A 17,841-nucleotide genomic window follows, 5' to 3' on the forward strand; every position below is an offset into this window, starting at 1 on the left:
GAGGAGCATGCGCAGGGTACTGATCGTCGGAGCCGGGCAGTCGGGATTGCAGCTGGCGTTGAGCCTGCTGGAGCACTCCTACGACGTCACGGTGATGTCGGCGCGCACCCCGGAGGAGATCCGGGCGGGGCGGGTCATGTCGACGCAGTGCATGTTCGCCAACTCGCTGCAGCACGAGCGGGACCACAAGCTGAACCTCTGGGAAGAGGAGACGGTCAAGGTCGAGGGACTCGGCGTCTCGATCGCCGCGCCGGACAGCACCCGGGCGCTGGACTGGTTCTGCGAGCTGGACGACTACGCGCAGTCGGTCGACCAGCGGGTGAAGATGGCGGGCTGGCTGGAGCTGTTCGAGGAGCGCGGCGGCAACCTCGTCATCCACGGCGTCGCGACCTCGGACCTCAACGCGCTGGCCAAGCTGTACGACCTGGTCGTCGTCGCGGCAGGCAAGGGCGAGCTGGTCCAGCTGTTCGACCGCATCCCGGAGCTTTCGCCGTACACGTCGCCGCAGCGCGCGCTTTCGCTGGCGTACGCGCACGGTGTGGCGCCGCGGCCGGAGCATCCGGACAAGGCGGCGGTGCGGTTCAACATCATCCCCGGTGTCGGCGAGCTGTTCATGATCCCCGCGTACACGCTGAGCGGGAACTGCGACATCCTGTTCTTCGAGGGCGTTCCCGGCGGTCCGCTGGACGTCTTCGCCGACCGGCCCGGCCCGCAGGAACACCTCGACCGCATCAAGTCGCTGGCCAAGCAGTTCCTGCCGTGGGAGTACGAGCGCATCCGCGACGCCGAGCTGACCGACGCGAACGCGACGCTCGCCGGCGGCTACACCCCGGTGGTGCGCAACCCCGTCGGGACGCTGCCGTCGGGCGGCCTGGTGCTCGGCATGGCGGACGTGGTCGTCGCGAACGACCCGATCACCGGCCAGGGTTCCAACAACGCGGCCAAGTGCGCGGCGTCCTATTTGGACTCGATTCTCGGCCAGGGTGACCGGCCGTTCGACGAGCCGTGGATGCGCGCCACGTTCGACTCGTACTGGTCCTACGCCCAGCACGTGACGAACTGGACGAACGCGCTGCTGCAGCCGCCGCCACCGCACGTTCAGCAGATCCTCGGCGCCGCGTCGCAAATTCCCGATGTGGCCAAGCGGTTCGTGAACGGTTTCTCGGACCCGACGGACTTCCAGCACTGGTTCATGGACCCGGACAAGACGGCCGCGTACCTGGCGACCTTCGGGTAACACCTGGCCCGTCCCGGTCGACCTTGCGGATATGCGGGCGAAACTGGGTGATCGGCTGGCCGCCGCGCGTCGACGGGCCTTCGTCGGCCGCGAGGCGGAACTCGCGCTGTTCCGGTCCTTGGTGACGCCGGGCTCGCCGGGTTCCGTGGTGTTCGTGCACGGGCCCGGCGGCGTTGGCAAGTCGACACTGCTGCGGCAGTTCGGCTGGCTCGCCGAGGAACTCGGGCGGCGGGTGGTGCGGCTGGACGGCCGCGAGCTCGAACTGCCCGACGTCGACGACGACCATGTCGTGCTGATCGTCGACAACGCCGAGCTGATCGTGCCGGTCGAGCGCTGGCTGCGCGACGAGCTGTTCCCGGTGCTCGCCGAAGACGCGGTCGTGGTGCTCGGCGGGCGCGAACCGCCGCCGGTGGTGTTCCGCACCGATCCCGGCTGGCTCAGCATGGTCCGCTCGATCCGGCTGGCGAACCTGGACCGCTCGCACGGCGTCGAGCTGCTGCGGATGCGCGGGGTGCCCGACACACTGCACGGCAGGGCGCTGGCGTTCACCCACGGCCATCCGCTCGCGCTGGCGCTGCTGGCCGACGTGTCCGCGCAGTCGGACGGGCTGCCGGAGACCACGGCCACCCCCGAGGTGCTCCGGGTGCTGCTGCACAGTCTCATCGGGACGGTGCCGACGCCAGAGCACCGCGCGGCGCTGGAGGCGAGCGCGCAGGTGCTGGTGACGACCGAGCCGTTGCTGGCGGCGATGCTCGGCCTGCGCAACGCGCGTGAGCTGTTCGACTGGCTGCGCGGTCTGTCCATCATGGACTACGCGCCGCGCGGGCTGTTTCCCCATGATTTCGTGCGCGAGACTTTGGCCACCGAACTGCGCTGGCGTAATCCCGAGGCGTACCAACGTATCCGTGGCCGTGCGCGGGCGTATTACCAGCAGCAGTTCGCGGACGCCGACGCGGCCACTCAGCGCGCGTCGCTGCTCGATTTCGCGTTCCTCTACCGGGAAAACCCGATCCTGGGACCGTTTCTGGCCGATGTCGGCCCCGAGCTGTCGAGCGGTCCGCCGAGACCGGGGGAGTGGCCGTCGCTGGCCGCGATCATCGCCGAGCACGAGGGCGACGCTTCCGCGGCCGTCGCGAGCCGCTGGTACGCGAGCCAGCCGTCGTCGGTCACGGTGATCAGGGACGCGGACGCGGCGGTCGGCTTGATCGTCGCGCCCGCCTTGGACGCCGCCTCCGAGGCCGACCTGCGTGCCGACCCCGCCGTGCTGCCCAGGATGCGCGAAGGCAAGGTGCTGCTGGTCCGGCATTGGATGTCGGCGGATGGGCACCAGCGGGTCTCGGCCGTCGTCACCTACATCACCGTGGTGCTGATCCGGCTCTACCTGGCCACGCCCGAGCTGGCGAGGTCGTACGTGACCTGCGCGGATCCCGATTTCTGGGCGTCGGCGTTCCGGTACACCGACTTCCATCCGGTGCCGGAGGGCGCCGAGTTCGGCATGTTCGCGCACGACTGGCGCGAGGTGCCGCCGATGGCCTGGATGGCGCTGATGGCTGACCGCGAGTTGGCGCCGGAGACGACGGCGCTGTCCGAAGGCGAGTTCGCGGCCGCGGTCAAGCAGGCGCTGCGCGACTTCACCAGAGCCGACCGGCTGGCCGAGTCACCACTGGCGTTCCCGGGGAAGACACCGCGCGAGCGTGCGCGCGTGCTCGCGGACACGATCCGCGCGGCGGCCGCGAAAATGGAGGCCGCGCCGAAGGACCGGCGCGGCTTCCGCGCGGTCCACCACACGTACCTGGTGCCCGCCGAGTCCCAGGCACGCGCCGCCGAGCTGCTCGACCTGCCGACCAGCACCTACCGCAGGCATCTGACGGCGGGCGTCACCCGGCTGACTGAGCTGTTGCGGGCGGAACTGGGCCAAGACTGAGCGTGGAACGGTCTCGTGGGTGACCAGTTCCCGACCGTACCTTTCTCCCATCGATCAACCACTTCGAAAAGGAGAAAGACCATGGCGCACAAGACAATCACCCGCATCGGCACCGTCGCTGCCGCGGGCGGCGCGGTCGCGCTGGCACTGCTGGCCGGCGCCGGTTCCGCCTCGGCCAACCAGTTCTACGGCGGCACGCTCACTCCGGGCCAGCAGATCTGCGTCCAGCAGTACGCCGGCTACCAGGTCCGCGTCGACGGCTCGGCCACCGGCCAGGGCGCCAAGTTCAAGCTGCAGCGCAACGGCGTCACGATCGTCGGCTCACCGGGCCTGGTGACGGCGTTCGCCGCCGAGCTGCGGTCGAGTTACGGCAACTTCCCCGGCCCCGGCTACTACGTGGCCTGCGTGACCAACAACGGCACCGCCAACACCAACGTCCGCCTCCAGCTGCGCACGGACGGCGAGTTCTAGGTCCGGCCGAGCCCGGCGGGGACGCGATCCCCGCTGGGCTAACCTGGCCTGATGCTGACGACCGGCCGTTGCCGATTCTGCGGACGCGACGAGACCCCAGGGCAGCACCGCGCGCCCGGCCCGATCTGCGCGGCCTGCGTCGAAGCCGGCCTGGCCATCGTCCGCGACGGCGAGGCACGCACCAGCGCGGGCGACACCACGCTGCTCCGCCTGCTCCCGGACGCCGAAGCGACCTGCGACCACTGTGGCCGCCACGAACGGCTGACCTTCCTCGGCTTCCGCCGACCGCTGGCCCGCGTGTCCTGCCCGGAGCTGGAGTCGGTCATCTGCGAACCCTGCCTCGACGCTGCGGGCGACCTGATCAACAAGACCGTCCGGGAGTCGTGAGTGGTACGGCCGGTTCTATTGGCGTGTCGGCCGCGGTTGCGGACTCGTCGGGTATCGGGGCGACGGGGTGTGCGAGTGGTAGCTCTGCTGCATCTAGCGGAGCAGAGTTACCACTCGCGGATACCCGAGGATTTTGGTGTGGGGTAAAGCCCGTTTACTCCACAGGGGTCGTGAGTGTTTCGGGTGTCAGGGCTGATGTGGAGCCTGTCACGATTTCTGTGTAAGTCAGAGGTGATTACTTACGTTTTTCAGGTTATCAGAAAGGGAGCCTTCCTGGGAAGAGGCGGGCTAGGGTGTTGAGTGCGACTTTCCAGCCGTGTGTTCCCGTTCCGGATGTTCCGCCGCGTTGACTGGAGATGTTGCGGAGTCCGAGGTAGAGAAGTTTCATGGCTGCGTCTTTGTCGGGGAAGTGTCCGCGGTTCTTGGTGATTTTGCGGAGTTGGAAGTTGATGGATTCGATAGCATTGGTGGTGTAGACGATTTTGCGGAGTTCCGGCGGGTAGTCAAGGAACGGGATGAGGTCATTCCAGGCGTTATGCCACACGTCGATGGCTCCTGGATATTGTTGCCCCCATTTCTTGTCGAATTCGGCCAGGGCGAGTTCGGCGCCTTCGACGGTGGGGGCGCAGTAGATCTCGCGCATCGATGTGGCGATCTTTTTGCGGTCGTTGTAGGACACGAATTTCGAGGCGTTGCGGATGACGTGGACCACGCAGGTCTGCACGACCGTGTCAGGAAAGATCACTTTGATCGCGTCGGGAAGACCGGTCAGGCCGTCGCAGCAGGCGATGAGGATGTCTTTGACGCCACGGTTGCGCAGGTCGGTGACGACCTTCTGCCAGAACTTCGCGGCCTCGGTGTCCTGGATCCAGCAGCCGAGAGCGTGCTTGCGGCCGTCCACGTCGACACCGATGGCCAGGTAGGCGACTTTGGTGGTCACCACGCCGTTGTCTTTGACGCGGATCCGGATTCCATCCACATACAGGATCGGATACACCTCGTCGAGCGGACGTGATTGCCACGCTTTGATCTCGTCGACCACGACATCGGTCACGTTCGATATCAATTCCCGGGAGGCATTCACGCCATAAACTTCCAGCAAATGCGCTTCGATGTCGCGGGTGGTCATGCCCCGGGAGTACAGTGACAGGATCATGTCGTCGATGTTGCCGATCCGACGAGATCGCTTCGGCACGATCGCGGGTTCAAAAGACCCGTTCCGGTCACGCGGAACCTCGATATCGACCGGACCGTTCATCGTCGACACCGTCTTGGTCGACTTCCCATTTCGGGAATTGCCGGAACCGCGACCGGAGGGGTCGCGGCGTCATAGCCTAAATGGTCGGTCATCTCGGCCTGCAGCGCCCGCTCGAGGACCGCTTTGGTCATTTGATTCAGCAAGCCGTTGACGCCGTCGATCGGCGTTCCGGCCGCTTTGGCGTCCTTCAGCAGCGCGTCGATCGTCTCCGGCGAGAACGTCTCCGCCAGCTGCCGCGCCGCCGCCTCGTCACTGCGACGAGGCGATGTGTTCTGCGTCACTCGGTGTCCCTTCCGACCGCCCACCAGGCCGGTCGATCTTGGTACACCCCCGACCTACACAGTTGGCGTGACACGCCCCTGATGTGAGGGGACCCCTGGGTGCGTATGTCGCACCCAGGGGTCCCCTCGCTCCGAAGTCCAGCACGCCACACTTGCCCTTCCCTTCAAAGGCAGTTAGGGACGGGCCTCCTGGGTCAAGCCGTGCTTCTGCGGGTGTCGATCCGCACGAACGCCACTTTCGTTACGCTGAGCGACACGAACGCCACTTTCGCAACGTTCAACGACGCGGCAGAACCAGGTAAAAGGGACAAATTGGCGCGTGAGGGTGCGGTTCGTGTCCTTTGTGGACCTTCGATCTGGCCAGGCGAGGACGGGAGTCGTGAGTGGTACGGCCGGTTCTAACCGGCCGTACCACTCACGACCCTGGTCGGTCAGGACTTGCTTTGGTCGTTGCTCAGCCATTTCGCCGGGCGCATGCGCACCAGCAGCGAACCCTCGCCGAGCGCGCCGTCCACGTAGGCCTTCGCGTCGGCTTCCGGCAGGTAGCGGCCCGCGATGCGGTCGGCTTCTTCACGGGTCGGCCCGCCGTCGTTGGCCGTGACCGGGCCTTCCGCGGTCACGTACTTGTACGGCCAGCTCTCCGACTGCGCGAGCAGGCTGAACCGGCCTGCCGTGCGGATCGCCTTGTCCTTCTGCGAGCCCCGATCCATCCAGATCAGGACCTCGCCACCCGGTTCGTAGTCGTACCAGACCGGGACGGTCAGCGGCGCGCGGCCGTCGCGCTCGATGGCCAGCACCCCGACGTGCACCCCGCTGAGAAACTCCTCGCGTTCCTCGGCGGTCATGACGAAAGACATGTGCGTCTCGCTTCCCCTCAGTGGAGCCAGTTGAATGCCCTATGACCGGGACAACACCGGTCACGCACCAGACATTCCGGCCACCCGGACTTGGTAAACGGTTGTGGCGCATTCCGCTAAAAGGCGGTAAGGCCGCCACGCCGCAGACCCTTTTCGTTCGGCCACCCGACGTGACACTTGTGAGTGTTCCCGGCGGCTCGGACAGCCGGGAACACTCACGATTCGCTATACGATGCCCGCGTGACCACACCGGACGGTATGACCGCCACCCAGGCCATCGATCGGATCGAGGCCGCGGCCCACCCACGTCCCCACGACCGCCGCCTGCACGCGCGCGGCGCCAACTACGACGCCAAGTTCGTCCCCAGTGGACAGATCGGCCAGCTCACCAACGCACGGCACCTCACCGAGGAGACCGACCTCGTCGTGCGGTTCTCCAACGGTTCGCCGCAGTACGATTCGGACGACCGGACCAGGGGCATCCGTGGTATGGCCGTGAAGTTCCTGGCCGATGGCAAGGGCATCCACGACCTGGTGGCCGCCAACTTCCGGGTGTTCCCGAGCAGCACGCCGGAGGGGTTCATCGAACTCGTCGAGGCGCTCGCCGGATCCACAGAGGACACTCTCAAGGCGAAGCTGACCACCGGCCGTAAGTTCGCGAGCTTCCTGATCGACCACAAGGAGAGCCACGCGGGCATCAAGGCCTTCGTGTCCCGCAAGGCACCCGCGAGCTTCGCGACCACCCGGTTCGACGGGCTGCACGCGTTCATCTTCGTGAACGACGCCGGTGAGCGGCAGGCGTTCCGCTACCGGATCGTCCCGCAGCTGGGTGAGGTGGATCTCGACGCGGCGTACGGCGCGTCGCTGGACAAGCAGTTCCTGAACGCCGAGCTCGAGCGGCGATTGCAGGCTGGGCCGGTGTCGTTCACGTTGGCCGTGCAGCTGGCCGAGCCCGGTGACGCCACCCACGATCCGTCGATCGCGTGGCCGGAACACCGGCCGCTGCTGCCCGCCGGCGAGATCCGGATCATCGGGCTTTCCCCGGAATCAGCGGCTTGGGAACGGCAGGTTTACGACCCGATGCGGCTCGCGCCCGGTGTGGAAGCATCCGATGACACGGTGCTCGCTTTCCGCCCACATGCGTACTCGGTGTCGGCCGAACGGCGGCTCGGGTAGGTTTTCCGGCGTATTAGAACAGCGTTCAAGACGGGATTCGCGGCCTTTTCGAGTCTCGATTCGCACCAAAACCGGCGCGGCTTACACATCCGCACGGCGGATCGGTTACCGTACGCATGTACCGCACATTCGAGTAATGAGGAGAGCGCTTCATGGCGCAAAAAGTTGTCGTCGAAATGGTCGACGACATCGACGGTGAGATCGCCACCCAGACTGTTCCCTTCAGCCTGGACGGCGTTTCCTACGAGATCGACCTGTCCGACGAGAACGCTTCGCACCTGCGCGACGAGCTCGCTCGTTTCATCTCCGCCGGAACGCGGACCGGCGGGCGCAAGCTGCGCCTGGCCACCGGTCAGTCGGCGGCGAGCGGCGGCACCGACCGCGAGCGCTCCCGTCAGATCCGGGAATGGGCGCAGTCCAACGGCTACGAGGTCTCCGACCGCGGCAGGCTCGCCGCCGAGATCGTCGACGCCTACGAGGCCGCCCAGACGGCCGTCGCCGACGCCGGTGACGACAAGGCCCCGCGCAAGCGTGCCACCCGCAAGAAGGCTTCGGCCAAGTAGTAACCGCAGTAACCGCCTGGGAGCCGTCGAGCTGGCACGTTACAAACGTGCCAGGTCGACGGCTTCGGCCATGGCGCGGTAACCCGCGTCACCGGGGTGCAGATGATCGCCGGAATCGAACTGCGCCCGCATCTTGAGCGGATCCTGTGGGTCCCTGATCGCCGCGTCGAAATCGACCACGCCGTCGAACACCCCGCTCGTGCGGATGAACTTGTTCACCGCCAGCCGGGTCGCTTCCAGCGTTTCGTCGTACACCCGCCACCCTTTGAACGGGGTGAGCGTGCCCCCCAGCACCTTGATTCCATGCGCGTGCGCACGGGCCACGAGCTGTTCATAAGCGGCCGTGATCGCCGCCGGATCGGTTTGATGCGGATCCTGCTGGATGTCGTTGATTCCCTCTAACACGATGAGTGTGCGAACGGACGTTTTAGTGAGCACATCGTCGTTGAACCGAGCCAGTGCGTTGCGCCCTGCGCCACCGGGGCCGCCGAGCAGCAGCCGGTTCGCCGAGATTCCCGAGTTCACGACGCCGAAGGTTTTGGTCCGGTCGGCCAGATAATCGGGCCAGCGCCGATTGGTGCTCCCGGTCGAACCGACCCCGTCGGTGATCGAATCGCCCAAGGTGACCACCGAGCCCCGCGCGCCGGAGCCGCGCACGTCCACGCCGGTCACGTAGTGCCAGACGGCCGTGGTCTCGGTGTAGGCGGCGCCCGCGGTGTCCAGCGCGTGATCGCCGTCGCGGGTGAAGAACGACGTCTGGCTCGCGGCCGGGTGATACGTCACCGGCCCGGAGGGCGTCGGCACATAAGTGGTGACCAGCAGGTCGGAGTCGGCGGGAATCGCCAGGTCGACGCTGTCACTCTGCACCTCGGCGCCCGCGGGGATCGTCACGCTGGCGCGCTTGCCGAAGGTAAGTTCCTTGACCGAGCCCGGTTTCGCGTCCGCGGTCCCGGCTTTCGCGGAGACGGCGACCGAGCTGTGCCCGACCACCAGCGGCGCGTTGCCGAACGCGTTGGACAGCGTCACGCGTGCGGACCGGCCACCCACGCTGGTATGGACCACGTTGCGGATCGAGAAGTTCGGGTACCCGTTGTCCGTGCCCGGCACCGGCCCCGCCGCCGAAGCACCCCAGGTGCCCACCCAGGCGCCGGGATCGGGTGGCGCCGGGAACTGCGCGCTCGCCTGCGCGGCGGTGAACACCACGGCGGCGGACACTCCTAAAGCGACAACGCGGATCTTGCGCACGAAACCTCCCGCAGTCGGCAACAACCCGACTATAAGAGGAAAAGGTGACTGCTCAACCCCTGCGTTCGGTTCTGTCCGGTCCTTGTCTGGCCCCGGGGTCGTGAGTGGTACGGCCGGTTAGAACCGGCCGTACCACTCACGACGGACCTACTGGGTGCGGATGCGCAGAGCCTGACCGCCGGTGGTCGTGCTGTCGCTCACCTGCTGCGCGCTGCTCTTCTGCCACGTGATGTCGTAGCTGCCGCCACTGCGCTCGACCTTGGTGCCGCTGACGAACACGCCAGCCACGTCGTTGGTCAGGATGGCCGGGCGGCCGTCGGTCTTGTCGAACTCGAAGACGCTGTCGACGAAGCCGATCGCCTTGGCGTGGCGGATCCAGAAGCCGTACGACGGGCGCTTGCCGAAGATGCGCGGCGGGTAGGCGTCGGAGACCTCGGGCGGGTTCGCGCTCGCCTCGGACGCGGGGTGGCCGCCGGGGACGGTCAGCTTGACCGACTCGAAGGTGACGTTCTCGGTGGGGGAGTCCGTGCGCCCGGAGATGGTGCTGGCGTAGTCGGGGTCGCCGGGGATGTCCTTCGGCGCGGTCAGGTTGGTGCCGGTGACGTTCTTGAAGGAGATGTCACGGATCTTGCCTGGACCTGGCTTCCCTGGGCAGCGGCCGCGGTTGCCGATGTGCAGGAAGATCGGCGAACCGGTCTTGGTCAGCTTGATGTTCTCGTAGCTGATCTTCTCGATGGTCGCGCCGTCCATCGACACGATGCCGAGGCCCGCCTTCGACGCGCCGCCGATGGTGAGGTTCTTGAACTGGATGTTGCGGAAGCTGCCGCAGGTCTCCGAGCCGAACTGCACCGCGTTGTTCTCGGTCGAGGTGATCGAGGTGTCGCGCACGATGTTGTTCTCGGACACGAACGTCTTGCCCAGCGCGTAGTCGCTCTTGAACGCGACCGCGTCGTCGCTGGCGACGACGGTCGAGTTCGACATCTCGATGTTCGAGCTGTTGATGAAGTTGATGCCGTCACGGTCGTCGCCGGTGTCGACCTTCAGCTTGTCGATCTTCATCCCGTCGCAGCCGTTGGTGATGATCGCGAAGTGCCCGGCCTGACGCAGCGTGATGCCGCTGATGCTGATGTTCTTGCACAGCGTCAGCGAGAGCATCTTGTCGGCGATGCCCGCCTTGATGTCCTCACCGGTCTCGATCTTGTTGTTGCCGTCGATGACCCCGGAGCCGGTGAACGACACGTTCTCCACGCCGGCGCCGCGCAGCAGCGCGTTGTTGAAGTGGCTGTGGCCGAAGTCCTGGTACTTGTCGTTGGGGTTGGACTCCGGCGCGTCCATCCCGCTGCCGGAGGCGATGATCTTCGAACCCGCCTGCAGGTTGATGGTGATGTTGCTCTTCAGGTGGATGGTGCGCGCCAGGTAGGTGCCGGACGGGACCTCGACGATGCCGCCGCCGGCGGCACTGGCCGCGGTGATGGCCTTGTCGAAGGCGGGGGAGTCGACGGTGGTGCCGTTGCCCTTCGCGCCGAAGTCCTTGACGTTGAAGGACGCCGCGTGGGCGACCCCGGCTGGGGTGATCGCGGCGAGTGCCGCGGTGAATGAGAGCACGGTGAACAATGCTCCGGTCGGTCGACGCTTCATCATCTTCCTTCACTAGGGGGTGCGGCGTCGAGGCGGCGGAGCTCGAAGATGCACTGAAAGCGGTTTCGCTTCGGAACCCTAAGAGGGTGTTCCAGCTCACGTCAACAGCCGAATGACGGCACTCTGGCGGGTGGAAACACGCAGCTCGATCGGGCTACATACAGTGCGTGGCTGACGCCGATAGTTTGGTCTGATGCTGACCGAACTGCAGATCGCCAACCTGAGCACCGCATTCGACGTACTCGACGTCACCCGGGACGGCGCGCTCGATCAGGATGATTTCGAAAATATTTCGGAATCGGTGCTCTCCGGAATCGATCGGCCTGCCGGATCGATATACGGCCAAGCCGTCCGCGACGGCTACCTCAACTGGTGGGAGCAGATCCGCGAGGACGCCGACGGCGACGGGGACGGCCGGGTCAGCAAGGCGGAGTACCTGGCGGCCGTCGACCGGGGTCTGTTGCACACCACGGACTATCTCGACGCGGTGACCTGCGTGGCGGACGCGCTGTTCACCGCGGTCGACACCGACGGCGACGGCTCGCTCAGCCACGAGGAGATGACCGCGATCTACACCAGTGTCGGCATCGGCGGCGAAGTCGCGGCGGCCGCGTTCGCCCAGATCGACACCGACGGCGACGGCCGGATCACCTCCGCCGAATGGCGTGCCGCCGTTCAGGGGATATTCATGGCGACCATTGCCGAGGACGCCGGTTCGAATATGCTCGGAAACGCCTGAGCTAGCGTTTCCCGGTCGCCTCTTCGAGCCCTTTCGCGGCCAGCCGGTCGGCACGCTCGTTCTCCGGATGCCCGGCGTGCCCCTTCACCCAGTGCCACTCGACCTCATGCCGAGCCGCGGCCTCCTCGAGGCGCCGCCACAGGTCCGCGTTCTTCACCGGCTGCCGCGCCGAGGTCTGCCAGCCATTGGTCTTCCACTTGGCGACCCAGCTCATGATCCCGTTACGGACGTAGGTGCTGTCGGTGTACAACCGCACAGTGACCGGACGAGTGAGACTTTCCAACGCCTCGATCGGCGCGGTCAGCTCCATCCGGTTGTTCGTCGTCTCGCCTGCTTCCCCGCCGCACAGTTCCTTCTCGACGGTCCCGTACCGCAGCACCGCGCCCCAGCCACCCGGCCCCGGATTCGGCACACACGCCCCGTCGGTGAAGATCTCGACCACTTGCTCGCTCACCGCGCCACCCTAACGGCCGCCGTGTGGTTTCGTGGGCGGGGTGAAACTCAACGACATGATCAGCACGATCCGTGACGCCATCACCGTGCAGCGGGTGTACGCCGACCCGATCGAGCGCGACGGCGTCGTCGTCATCCCCGCCGCCAGCGTCCTCGGCGGCGGAGGCGGCGGACAGGGCCGCCAAGCCGCAGACGAGGGCGAAGGCGGCGGATTCGGCGCGGCCGGCCGTCCGGTGGGCGCGTTCGTGATCAAGGACGGCTGCGTGACCTGGGTGCCCGCGGTCGACGTGACGCGGATCGTGCGGACGGTGTTCGGCGCCGTCGTGGCGATCGCGTACCTGCACCTGCGCCGGAAGTCGTAGTCCGCCTGGCACAATCGGCTGTCTTGTTTTGGGGAGGACACGTGGCGCGATTGACGTACCAGGACGCGGTCAAGATCCTGGGTGCCGGGAACAGCCCGGTGGTGCAGGCGCTGGACAAGCTCTTCGGCGGACTGCTGCTGGGGGCCACTCCGTTCGTGCCGGATCTGCTGTCGATCTTCGACGCCAAGAGCGAGCTGACGAAGCTGGCCGACGAGCTGGTCACGCACGGCATCGACAAGCGGCGCAAGCTGACGCAGTTCGACCGGATCCAGCGATTGCACGCGGCACGTGGTGTGCTCATGGTGACGGCGTTCTTCGAAGCTTTGGAGCACGCTGACCTGCCGTTTCGGCTCGGTGACGCCCGGATTTCGCGCAAGGACGCGATGGGCCTGGCCGGATCTGGGACCGAGCACGGCTCACTCTCGGAGGTCACGTCCGCGATTCTCGATACGGAACTACCGCTGCTGGGGGTACACGCGGACAGCAAGCGTGTCCAAGCGGAACTCGAGAATTGCTACAAGACGCTGGGCGATCGGTTTCGCGGGTTCGTCGAAGGCTTGAGCATCTGGGACGAGCTGGACGAAACGCAGCGGGTACGGACCCTCGACGTCGTCGGCCGAGTCGTTCCGCTGGATGCCGTCCGGCGCTTCGATGTCTTGATGCAGCGGGCCGCGACCGACTGCCCCGAGTTCGCGATCTGGCTGAATCTGGCCGGTCACCAGATGACCAGGGACGGTCTCGCGCGCCTCGGCGAAGCCGTGCGGCTGCTGCTCGACAGGGCGGCACCGGTCGAGCAGGTGCCGCCCGCGCTGCAAGCGGTGGTCCGGGTCAACCGCGCGATCCTGGACCGAAAGCTGATCAACGTCGACGAGTTGCCGGACGGGCTCGACGCACCCAAGGTCGAACAGGCCTACATCGACCCGCACTTCCGGTTGGTGGAGGCCGATCTTCAGAACTCGATCAACAGCGAAGACTTCTGGTACCACGTGGAGTCGCGGAAGAAGTTCAGTGAGTTCCTGCTCGGCTATCTGGCCACGCCGTGGGCTTTGCTCAATCCGCTGGTGATTCTCGGGCACCCTGGCGCTGGGAAGTCGCTGCTCACCCAAGTGCAGGCGGCTTCGTTGCCGTCACCGGACTACGTGACCGTTCGGGTCCCGCTGCGTGACGTCCCCGCGGACGCGGAGATCCACGAGCAGATCGAGCAGGCCGTCCGCCTCGCCACCCACGAGTCGGTGTCCTGGCCGGACTTCGCCAGGGCGGCCGGGGACTCGGTGCTGGTGGTCATGCTCGACGGCTTCGACGAGCTGCTTCAGGCGACCGGCGTGAGCAAGTCGGACTACCTCGTGCGGGTCAAACGGTTCCAGGAGATCGAAGCGACGCAGGGACGGCACGTCGCGGTGATCGTCACCAGCCGGGTGACGGTCGCTGACCGCATGCGGCTTCCCGGCCGGACGGCCGTGGTACGGCTTGATCCGTTCGATCTCGGGCAAGTGGAGCGGTGGCTCGACGAATGGAACAGTGTCAACCGTGACCACCTGGTCAGCGCAGGGCATGGGCCGCTCGACCTCGACGTCATCGAGCGTCATCTCGATCTTGCTTCGCAGCCGCTGCTCCTGCTCATGCTGGCCGTGTACGACGCTGAAGGCGGCGCGCTGCGCGACTCGGCGGGGAGTCTCAGCCAGACCGAACTGTACGAACGGCTGCTGCGGCGATTCGCGCGCCGCGAGGTGTCCAAACACGACAGTGACGCCGGTGCGGACGAGATCGAACGCGAGCTGCTGTTGCTCTCGGTCATCGCGTTCGGGATGTTCAATCGCGGCGCTCAATGGATCACCGACGAGCAGCTCGCCGAGGATCTGACCGCACTGCAGCTCACACCGCCCGCGCGGCAGAACGTGACAGCCGGGCACCGGCGGCTGGCCGGGCCCGCGAAGGACGCGCTCGGCCGGTTCTTCTTCGTGCATCGCGCGAAGACCTCGCTGGACGAAGTCGAGATCGGAACCTACGAGTTCCTGCATGCGACCTTCGGTGAGTACTTGGTCGTCCGGTTGGCCTGGCAGTGCCTTGTGGACATGATCGACCGCGCCGGGCGAGGAGACTCGAGTTTCTTCTCGGGTCAGCAGCGGATCGACGACGCGAAGCTGAGGGCGTTTCTGTCCTGGTCGGTTCTTTCGGTGCGCGCCAACACCATGGATTTCCTCGACGAGTACGTTGCCACCCTTTCGGATGAGCAACGTGGGAAAATGCGCGGAGCGGTGCTGGCGGCCTTCCATGACCTCCACCAACCCGAGGCCAATGTGACCTATCGGTCCTATGGTCCGGCGGCGAAAACGCCGACGCAGCGGCTCGCCACCTATGGCGCAAATCTCCTGCTGCTCGTGGTCGCGATCGGCTCGTCGGTCACCTCGGACGAACTCTACCCGCATGCTTCGCGCGGCGCGGAGGAATGGCGACGCGATGCGCAGTTCTGGCAGTCGCAGCTCACCTCGGACGAATGGCTCAGTTTGTCCAGTAGGTGCGTGATATCGCGGGATGTCAATGATCGCGGTGAGCGCTTGGTTCGTCTCAGCGTCCGAAAGGAGAGCAGTAACGCGCTGACGTACTCGAATTTCGGCTGGCCGTACGCGAAGGGTAGCTTCAGGGACTACATTGTCGCCGGTACGCTTGGGTCGAACCCCTTCTTTCAGTCGGCAGCATTCATTTGTGATGTCAGTGTCGACATCGTTGCCGGCGCACTGGTTGAAGCGGGCGCCCTGCTTGAGGACTTCCTCACGTTCGTCAATGAGGGTGGCCGGGGTTTTGAATTTGTCGCAGCAGACATGTTCGCCGCGTTTTCTTTTCATGGCGCGGGTGCCTCGCGAAGTAAAAGGCATGAGGTCTACGCGCGAATTGTATCGTTCGTCAGATTTACCCGGGGACACTTTGAGGAAAGGTTCGCTTCGCAGGTCTTACAGATGTTGGTGAACGACGAAGTCATCTACTCTGAGTTCATTGTGGAACAACTTCGCGACCTCGCGGGCGCTTTTGCGCCACCTGTTGGTCCGGGTAACCTTTCACTTCTCTTGCGGTTGTTTTCGAGAGTCGCGCAGTACGAGGTTGTGCTCGAATCGCTGGGTGTGTTGATGGAGCAGAACGAACTGAGGGTTGAGCAGATCGCCGAAACTTGGTGTGTCTTGGCCGAGAAGGGCATCCCGCACGCACAGTTCCCCGAGAAGCTGCGCGAGCAGGCCAGTCTCCTCCGGTGGCCCGAGCGAGGCGAGTCCCTCGCTCACCGCCCCGACCTCCTCAAGCGCCTCTCAGTCCTCGACGACAAAGAGTTGCTCTAGCGAGGCAACCTCCAGCGCCGCCCCGGCGTGCAGGTGATCAGCGAGGGGACGCTGAAAGGGGATACTCATGTCTTTTCCAGTCAAACGCGGTCTGGTGGCCGCAGCGGTCGCGGCCATGGCCGCGGGGGTCGGCGTGCTGCCCGCGCACGCCTCGGACGACGTGTCGTGGTACATCACGTCCGAGGTCGAACCGGGTGGGCAGGTGTTCGCCAAGACCCAGAACGCGAATGGCGGTTGCACGCCGAACGGGCCGGTGACCTCACCCGGTCTCGCCGAGCCGCTCAAGTGGACGATCGGGGGCAACTTCGGCACGTACGCGGGCTACGGCACGGCCGTGAAGAAGCCGGGCAAGTACGTCGCGTCGTTCACCTGCACCAACGGCAAGAAGACGTCGAGGAGCTTCACGGTCAAGGGCACGTCCGAGCCGACACCGACCGGCACGCCGACGCCCACCACGGCCAAGCCGAAGCCGCCCGCGCCGAAGCCGAAGCCCAAGCCGCAGGTGGTCGTCAAGCCGCAGGGGGCGCCGGCGACCGGCGGCGGTTACTCGGCCGCTTGAGCCAGCAGTGACTGGTACCAGCCGTCCCACGGATGGTTGGTCGCCGGATAGTTGGCGAGCGGGCTGGTCGCGCGGGACGGGTCGTCGAAGTCCCAGCTCCGCACGGCACGCCCGGCTTGGCGGGCCGCCACGATGAACGAGGAGCTGGACGCCGGAGCGGCGTAGAACAGCGCGCCCTGCTTGAGTTCCGCGCTGTCGCCTTCCTGGTATTCGTCGAAGGCGGTCTGCTGATAACGGATGCGGTCCCCGGTCACGCCCGTGGCCGAGTACCGGAGCGTCTGGGCGGGCGTGGCGCCGTCCGCGCCGGTCCAGACGCTCACCGGGCCCGAAACCGACTTCGGGTAGCGGGCGTCGGAGGTCTTCGCGTTGCCGGTCCAGGTGACCGTCTGGCCGCTGAGCGTGCCGCGCCATTCCCAGTTTTGGCTGCTGCTCTGGCTTTTGTGGATCTCGCGCAGCGTCGAGCCGGTGAACACGACGGTCGGCAGCACGCCGCTGTCGTACTGATGACTCGGCGACCAGGTGATCTCGCCGTCCGCGCCGAGCTTGCCGACGTGATACCAGAGCGTGCTCGCGCTCTGTGACTGGTGCACCTCGACGAGCGTGCCGTCGTCGCGCAGCGCGACCGCGGGGGTCTGCCCGCTGTCGTACCTGCCGTGCCTGAGCCAAGTCACCCGGTTGTCGGCGCCGAGCGTCCCCGTCCAGTACCAGAGCGAGCCGCCGCCGGAGTCGTGCACTTCGACGACCTGGCCGCGGCCGTTGACCGCCACCGCCGGGTTGTAGCCGAGGTCGCGGCGGTACTCGGCGCGGCTCTTGCCGTCACCCGAAAGCAGGCTGATCACGCGCCCGCGCAACGTGTCCACTGACGGCAGATTGCCGGGATAATCCTTGGCCAGCAGCAGTTTCGAGCCGAACGCGCTCTTGAGCTCCTGGTTGAGCGCGGTCAGGTTGCCCGCCGCGTACGACGGGTTGTCGGTCAGGTCGTCCTTGAGGTCGAGCATCACGACCAGCGGCGCGTGCGTGCGATGCGCGTTCGACCAGTTCGACACGACCGCGAGCCAGTCGCGCAGGTTGTTCGACGCGGGATTGCCCGCGTGGTCGACCTCGTTGCCCGGCCCGCTGTGGCCGAGCGCGTAGTCGCCGGTCGAGCCGTAAAGATTGTCGTGGATGTCGTACTCGAGGAACCGGACGCCGTGGTCGAGCTGGTAGGTGATGGAGTTCTTGGCGCCGCCGGAGTAGCTGTTGTGCGTCGCCTTGAAGACGGCCGACGCGAACGGCGTGTCCGCGCTCGCGGGGCCTGCGGTCAGACCGGCGGCGAGCACCAGTGCCGTGAACAAGGTTCCTGCTCGTTTCATGGCATCGCTTTCG

15 protein-coding genes and 1 pseudogene are annotated in these 17,841 nt (G+C 66.2%); 10 read left to right on the top strand and 6 right to left on the bottom strand.

Annotated elements, in window-relative coordinates:
* Window positions 1-7 precede the first annotated feature (7 nt).
* From AB5J62_RS16825 to AB5J62_RS16840, 4 genes are all read left to right on the top strand, one after another.
* Complete coding sequence (locus tag AB5J62_RS16825; protein WP_370949157.1) at window positions 8-1,237, top strand: styrene monooxygenase/indole monooxygenase family protein; 1,230 nt, start codon at window positions 8-10, stop codon at window positions 1,235-1,237.
* A gap of 31 nt (window positions 1,238-1,268) precedes the next feature.
* Window positions 1,269-3,161: an AAA family ATPase gene (locus tag AB5J62_RS16830; protein ID WP_370949158.1), complete on the top strand. Its 1,893-nt coding sequence runs from the start codon at window positions 1,269-1,271 to the stop codon at window positions 3,159-3,161.
* A gap of 81 nt (window positions 3,162-3,242) precedes the next feature.
* Window positions 3,243-3,632 (top strand): hypothetical protein, encoded by a 390-nt coding sequence (locus AB5J62_RS16835; protein ID WP_370949159.1) that lies wholly within the window; start codon window positions 3,243-3,245, stop codon window positions 3,630-3,632.
* Window positions 3,633-3,683: 51 nt separating this feature from the next.
* Complete coding sequence (locus tag AB5J62_RS16840; protein ID WP_370949160.1) at window positions 3,684-4,019, top strand: hypothetical protein; 336 nt, start codon at window positions 3,684-3,686, stop codon at window positions 4,017-4,019.
* A 256-nt stretch (window positions 4,020-4,275) separates the two neighbouring features.
* Here the strand turns inward: AB5J62_RS16840 and AB5J62_RS16845 are convergent.
* Window positions 4,276-5,507 (bottom strand): annotated as a pseudogene (locus AB5J62_RS16845) (IS256 family transposase).
* Between the two features lie 482 nt (window positions 5,508-5,989).
* A complete protein-coding gene (locus tag AB5J62_RS16850) occupies window positions 5,990-6,415 on the bottom strand; it encodes a pyridoxamine 5'-phosphate oxidase (RefSeq protein ID WP_370949161.1) in 426 nt (141 codons plus the stop codon).
* A 240-nt stretch (window positions 6,416-6,655) separates the two neighbouring features.
* Here AB5J62_RS16850 and AB5J62_RS16855 point away from each other — a divergent pair, with 240 nt between their 5' ends.
* Window positions 6,656-7,591 (top strand): catalase, encoded by a 936-nt coding sequence (locus AB5J62_RS16855; protein WP_370949162.1) that lies wholly within the window; start codon window positions 6,656-6,658, stop codon window positions 7,589-7,591.
* 152 nt (window positions 7,592-7,743) lie between these two features.
* Complete coding sequence (locus tag AB5J62_RS16860; RefSeq protein WP_370949163.1) at window positions 7,744-8,154, top strand: Lsr2 family protein; 411 nt, start codon at window positions 7,744-7,746, stop codon at window positions 8,152-8,154.
* A 39-nt stretch (window positions 8,155-8,193) separates the two neighbouring features.
* On the opposite strand, the gene AB5J62_RS16865 is transcribed toward AB5J62_RS16860, so the two are convergent.
* Complete coding sequence (locus AB5J62_RS16865; RefSeq protein WP_370949164.1) at window positions 8,194-9,399, bottom strand: SGNH/GDSL hydrolase family protein; 1,206 nt, start codon at window positions 9,397-9,399, stop codon at window positions 8,194-8,196.
* 147 nt (window positions 9,400-9,546) lie between these two features.
* Window positions 9,547-11,037 carry a glycoside hydrolase family 28 protein gene (locus AB5J62_RS16870; RefSeq protein WP_370949165.1) on the bottom strand — a complete coding sequence of 497 codons (1,491 nt, stop codon included), beginning with the start codon at window positions 11,035-11,037 and terminating at the stop codon, window positions 9,547-9,549.
* 193 nt (window positions 11,038-11,230) lie between these two features.
* On the opposite strand from AB5J62_RS16870, the gene AB5J62_RS16875 reads away from it, so the two are divergent.
* Window positions 11,231-11,776 carry an EF-hand domain-containing protein gene (locus AB5J62_RS16875; RefSeq protein WP_370949166.1) on the top strand — a complete coding sequence of 182 codons (546 nt, stop codon included), beginning with the start codon at window positions 11,231-11,233 and terminating at the stop codon, window positions 11,774-11,776.
* A gap of 1 nt (window position 11,777) precedes the next feature.
* Here AB5J62_RS16875 and rnhA read toward each other — a convergent pair whose 3' ends face one another.
* Entirely contained in the window at window positions 11,778-12,230 is a 453-nt protein-coding gene (gene rnhA / locus AB5J62_RS16880; protein ID WP_370949167.1) for a ribonuclease HI, read from the bottom strand.
* 55 nt (window positions 12,231-12,285) lie between these two features.
* Here rnhA and AB5J62_RS16885 point away from each other — a divergent pair, with 55 nt between their 5' ends.
* The 3 genes from AB5J62_RS16885 to AB5J62_RS16895 all read left to right on the top strand — a co-directional run bounded on the left by AB5J62_RS16885 (window position 12,286) and on the right by AB5J62_RS16895 (window position 16,476).
* The gene (locus tag AB5J62_RS16885) at window positions 12,286-12,591 is read left to right on the top strand and encodes a sporulation protein (protein WP_370949168.1); all 306 of its coding nucleotides are present in this window, start codon (window positions 12,286-12,288) and stop codon (window positions 12,589-12,591) included.
* A 41-nt stretch (window positions 12,592-12,632) separates the two neighbouring features.
* Window positions 12,633-15,917 carry an NACHT domain-containing NTPase gene (locus AB5J62_RS16890; RefSeq protein WP_370949169.1) on the top strand — a complete coding sequence of 1,095 codons (3,285 nt, stop codon included), beginning with the start codon at window positions 12,633-12,635 and terminating at the stop codon, window positions 15,915-15,917.
* A 67-nt stretch (window positions 15,918-15,984) separates the two neighbouring features.
* The gene (locus tag AB5J62_RS16895) at window positions 15,985-16,476 is read left to right on the top strand and encodes a hypothetical protein (protein WP_370949170.1); all 492 of its coding nucleotides are present in this window, start codon (window positions 15,985-15,987) and stop codon (window positions 16,474-16,476) included.
* Here AB5J62_RS16895 and AB5J62_RS16900 read toward each other — a convergent pair.
* A complete protein-coding gene (locus AB5J62_RS16900) occupies window positions 16,461-17,828 on the bottom strand; it encodes a hypothetical protein (RefSeq protein WP_370949171.1) in 1,368 nt (455 codons plus the stop codon). The two genes, AB5J62_RS16895 and AB5J62_RS16900, sit on opposite strands and share 16 nt — an antisense overlap.
* Window positions 17,829-17,841 lie beyond the last annotated feature (13 nt).

This window comes from Amycolatopsis sp. cg5, from assembly GCF_041346955.1.
Taxonomy (GTDB): Bacteria; Actinomycetota; Actinomycetes; order Mycobacteriales; family Pseudonocardiaceae; genus Amycolatopsis.

Coding starts and splice junctions, on each gene's coding strand:
- AB5J62_RS16825 (WP_370949157.1), top strand. CDS start 8: ATGCGCAGGGTACTGATCGTCGGAGCCGGGCAGTCGGGATTGCAGCTG.
- AB5J62_RS16830 (WP_370949158.1), top strand. CDS start 1,269: ATGCGGGCGAAACTGGGTGATCGGCTGGCCGCCGCGCGTCGACGGGCC.
- AB5J62_RS16835 (WP_370949159.1), top strand. CDS start 3,243: ATGGCGCACAAGACAATCACCCGCATCGGCACCGTCGCTGCCGCGGGC.
- AB5J62_RS16840 (WP_370949160.1), top strand. CDS start 3,684: ATGCTGACGACCGGCCGTTGCCGATTCTGCGGACGCGACGAGACCCCA.
- AB5J62_RS16850 (WP_370949161.1), bottom strand. CDS start 6,415: ATGTCTTTCGTCATGACCGCCGAGGAACGCGAGGAGTTTCTCAGCGGG.
- AB5J62_RS16860 (WP_370949163.1), top strand. CDS start 7,744: ATGGCGCAAAAAGTTGTCGTCGAAATGGTCGACGACATCGACGGTGAG.
- AB5J62_RS16870 (WP_370949165.1), bottom strand. CDS start 11,037: ATGAAGCGTCGACCGACCGGAGCATTGTTCACCGTGCTCTCATTCACC.
- AB5J62_RS16875 (WP_370949166.1), top strand. CDS start 11,231: ATGCTGACCGAACTGCAGATCGCCAACCTGAGCACCGCATTCGACGTA.
- AB5J62_RS16885 (WP_370949168.1), top strand. CDS start 12,286: ATGATCAGCACGATCCGTGACGCCATCACCGTGCAGCGGGTGTACGCC.
- AB5J62_RS16895 (WP_370949170.1), top strand. CDS start 15,985: ATGTCTTTTCCAGTCAAACGCGGTCTGGTGGCCGCAGCGGTCGCGGCC.
- AB5J62_RS16900 (WP_370949171.1), bottom strand. CDS start 17,828: ATGAAACGAGCAGGAACCTTGTTCACGGCACTGGTGCTCGCCGCCGGT.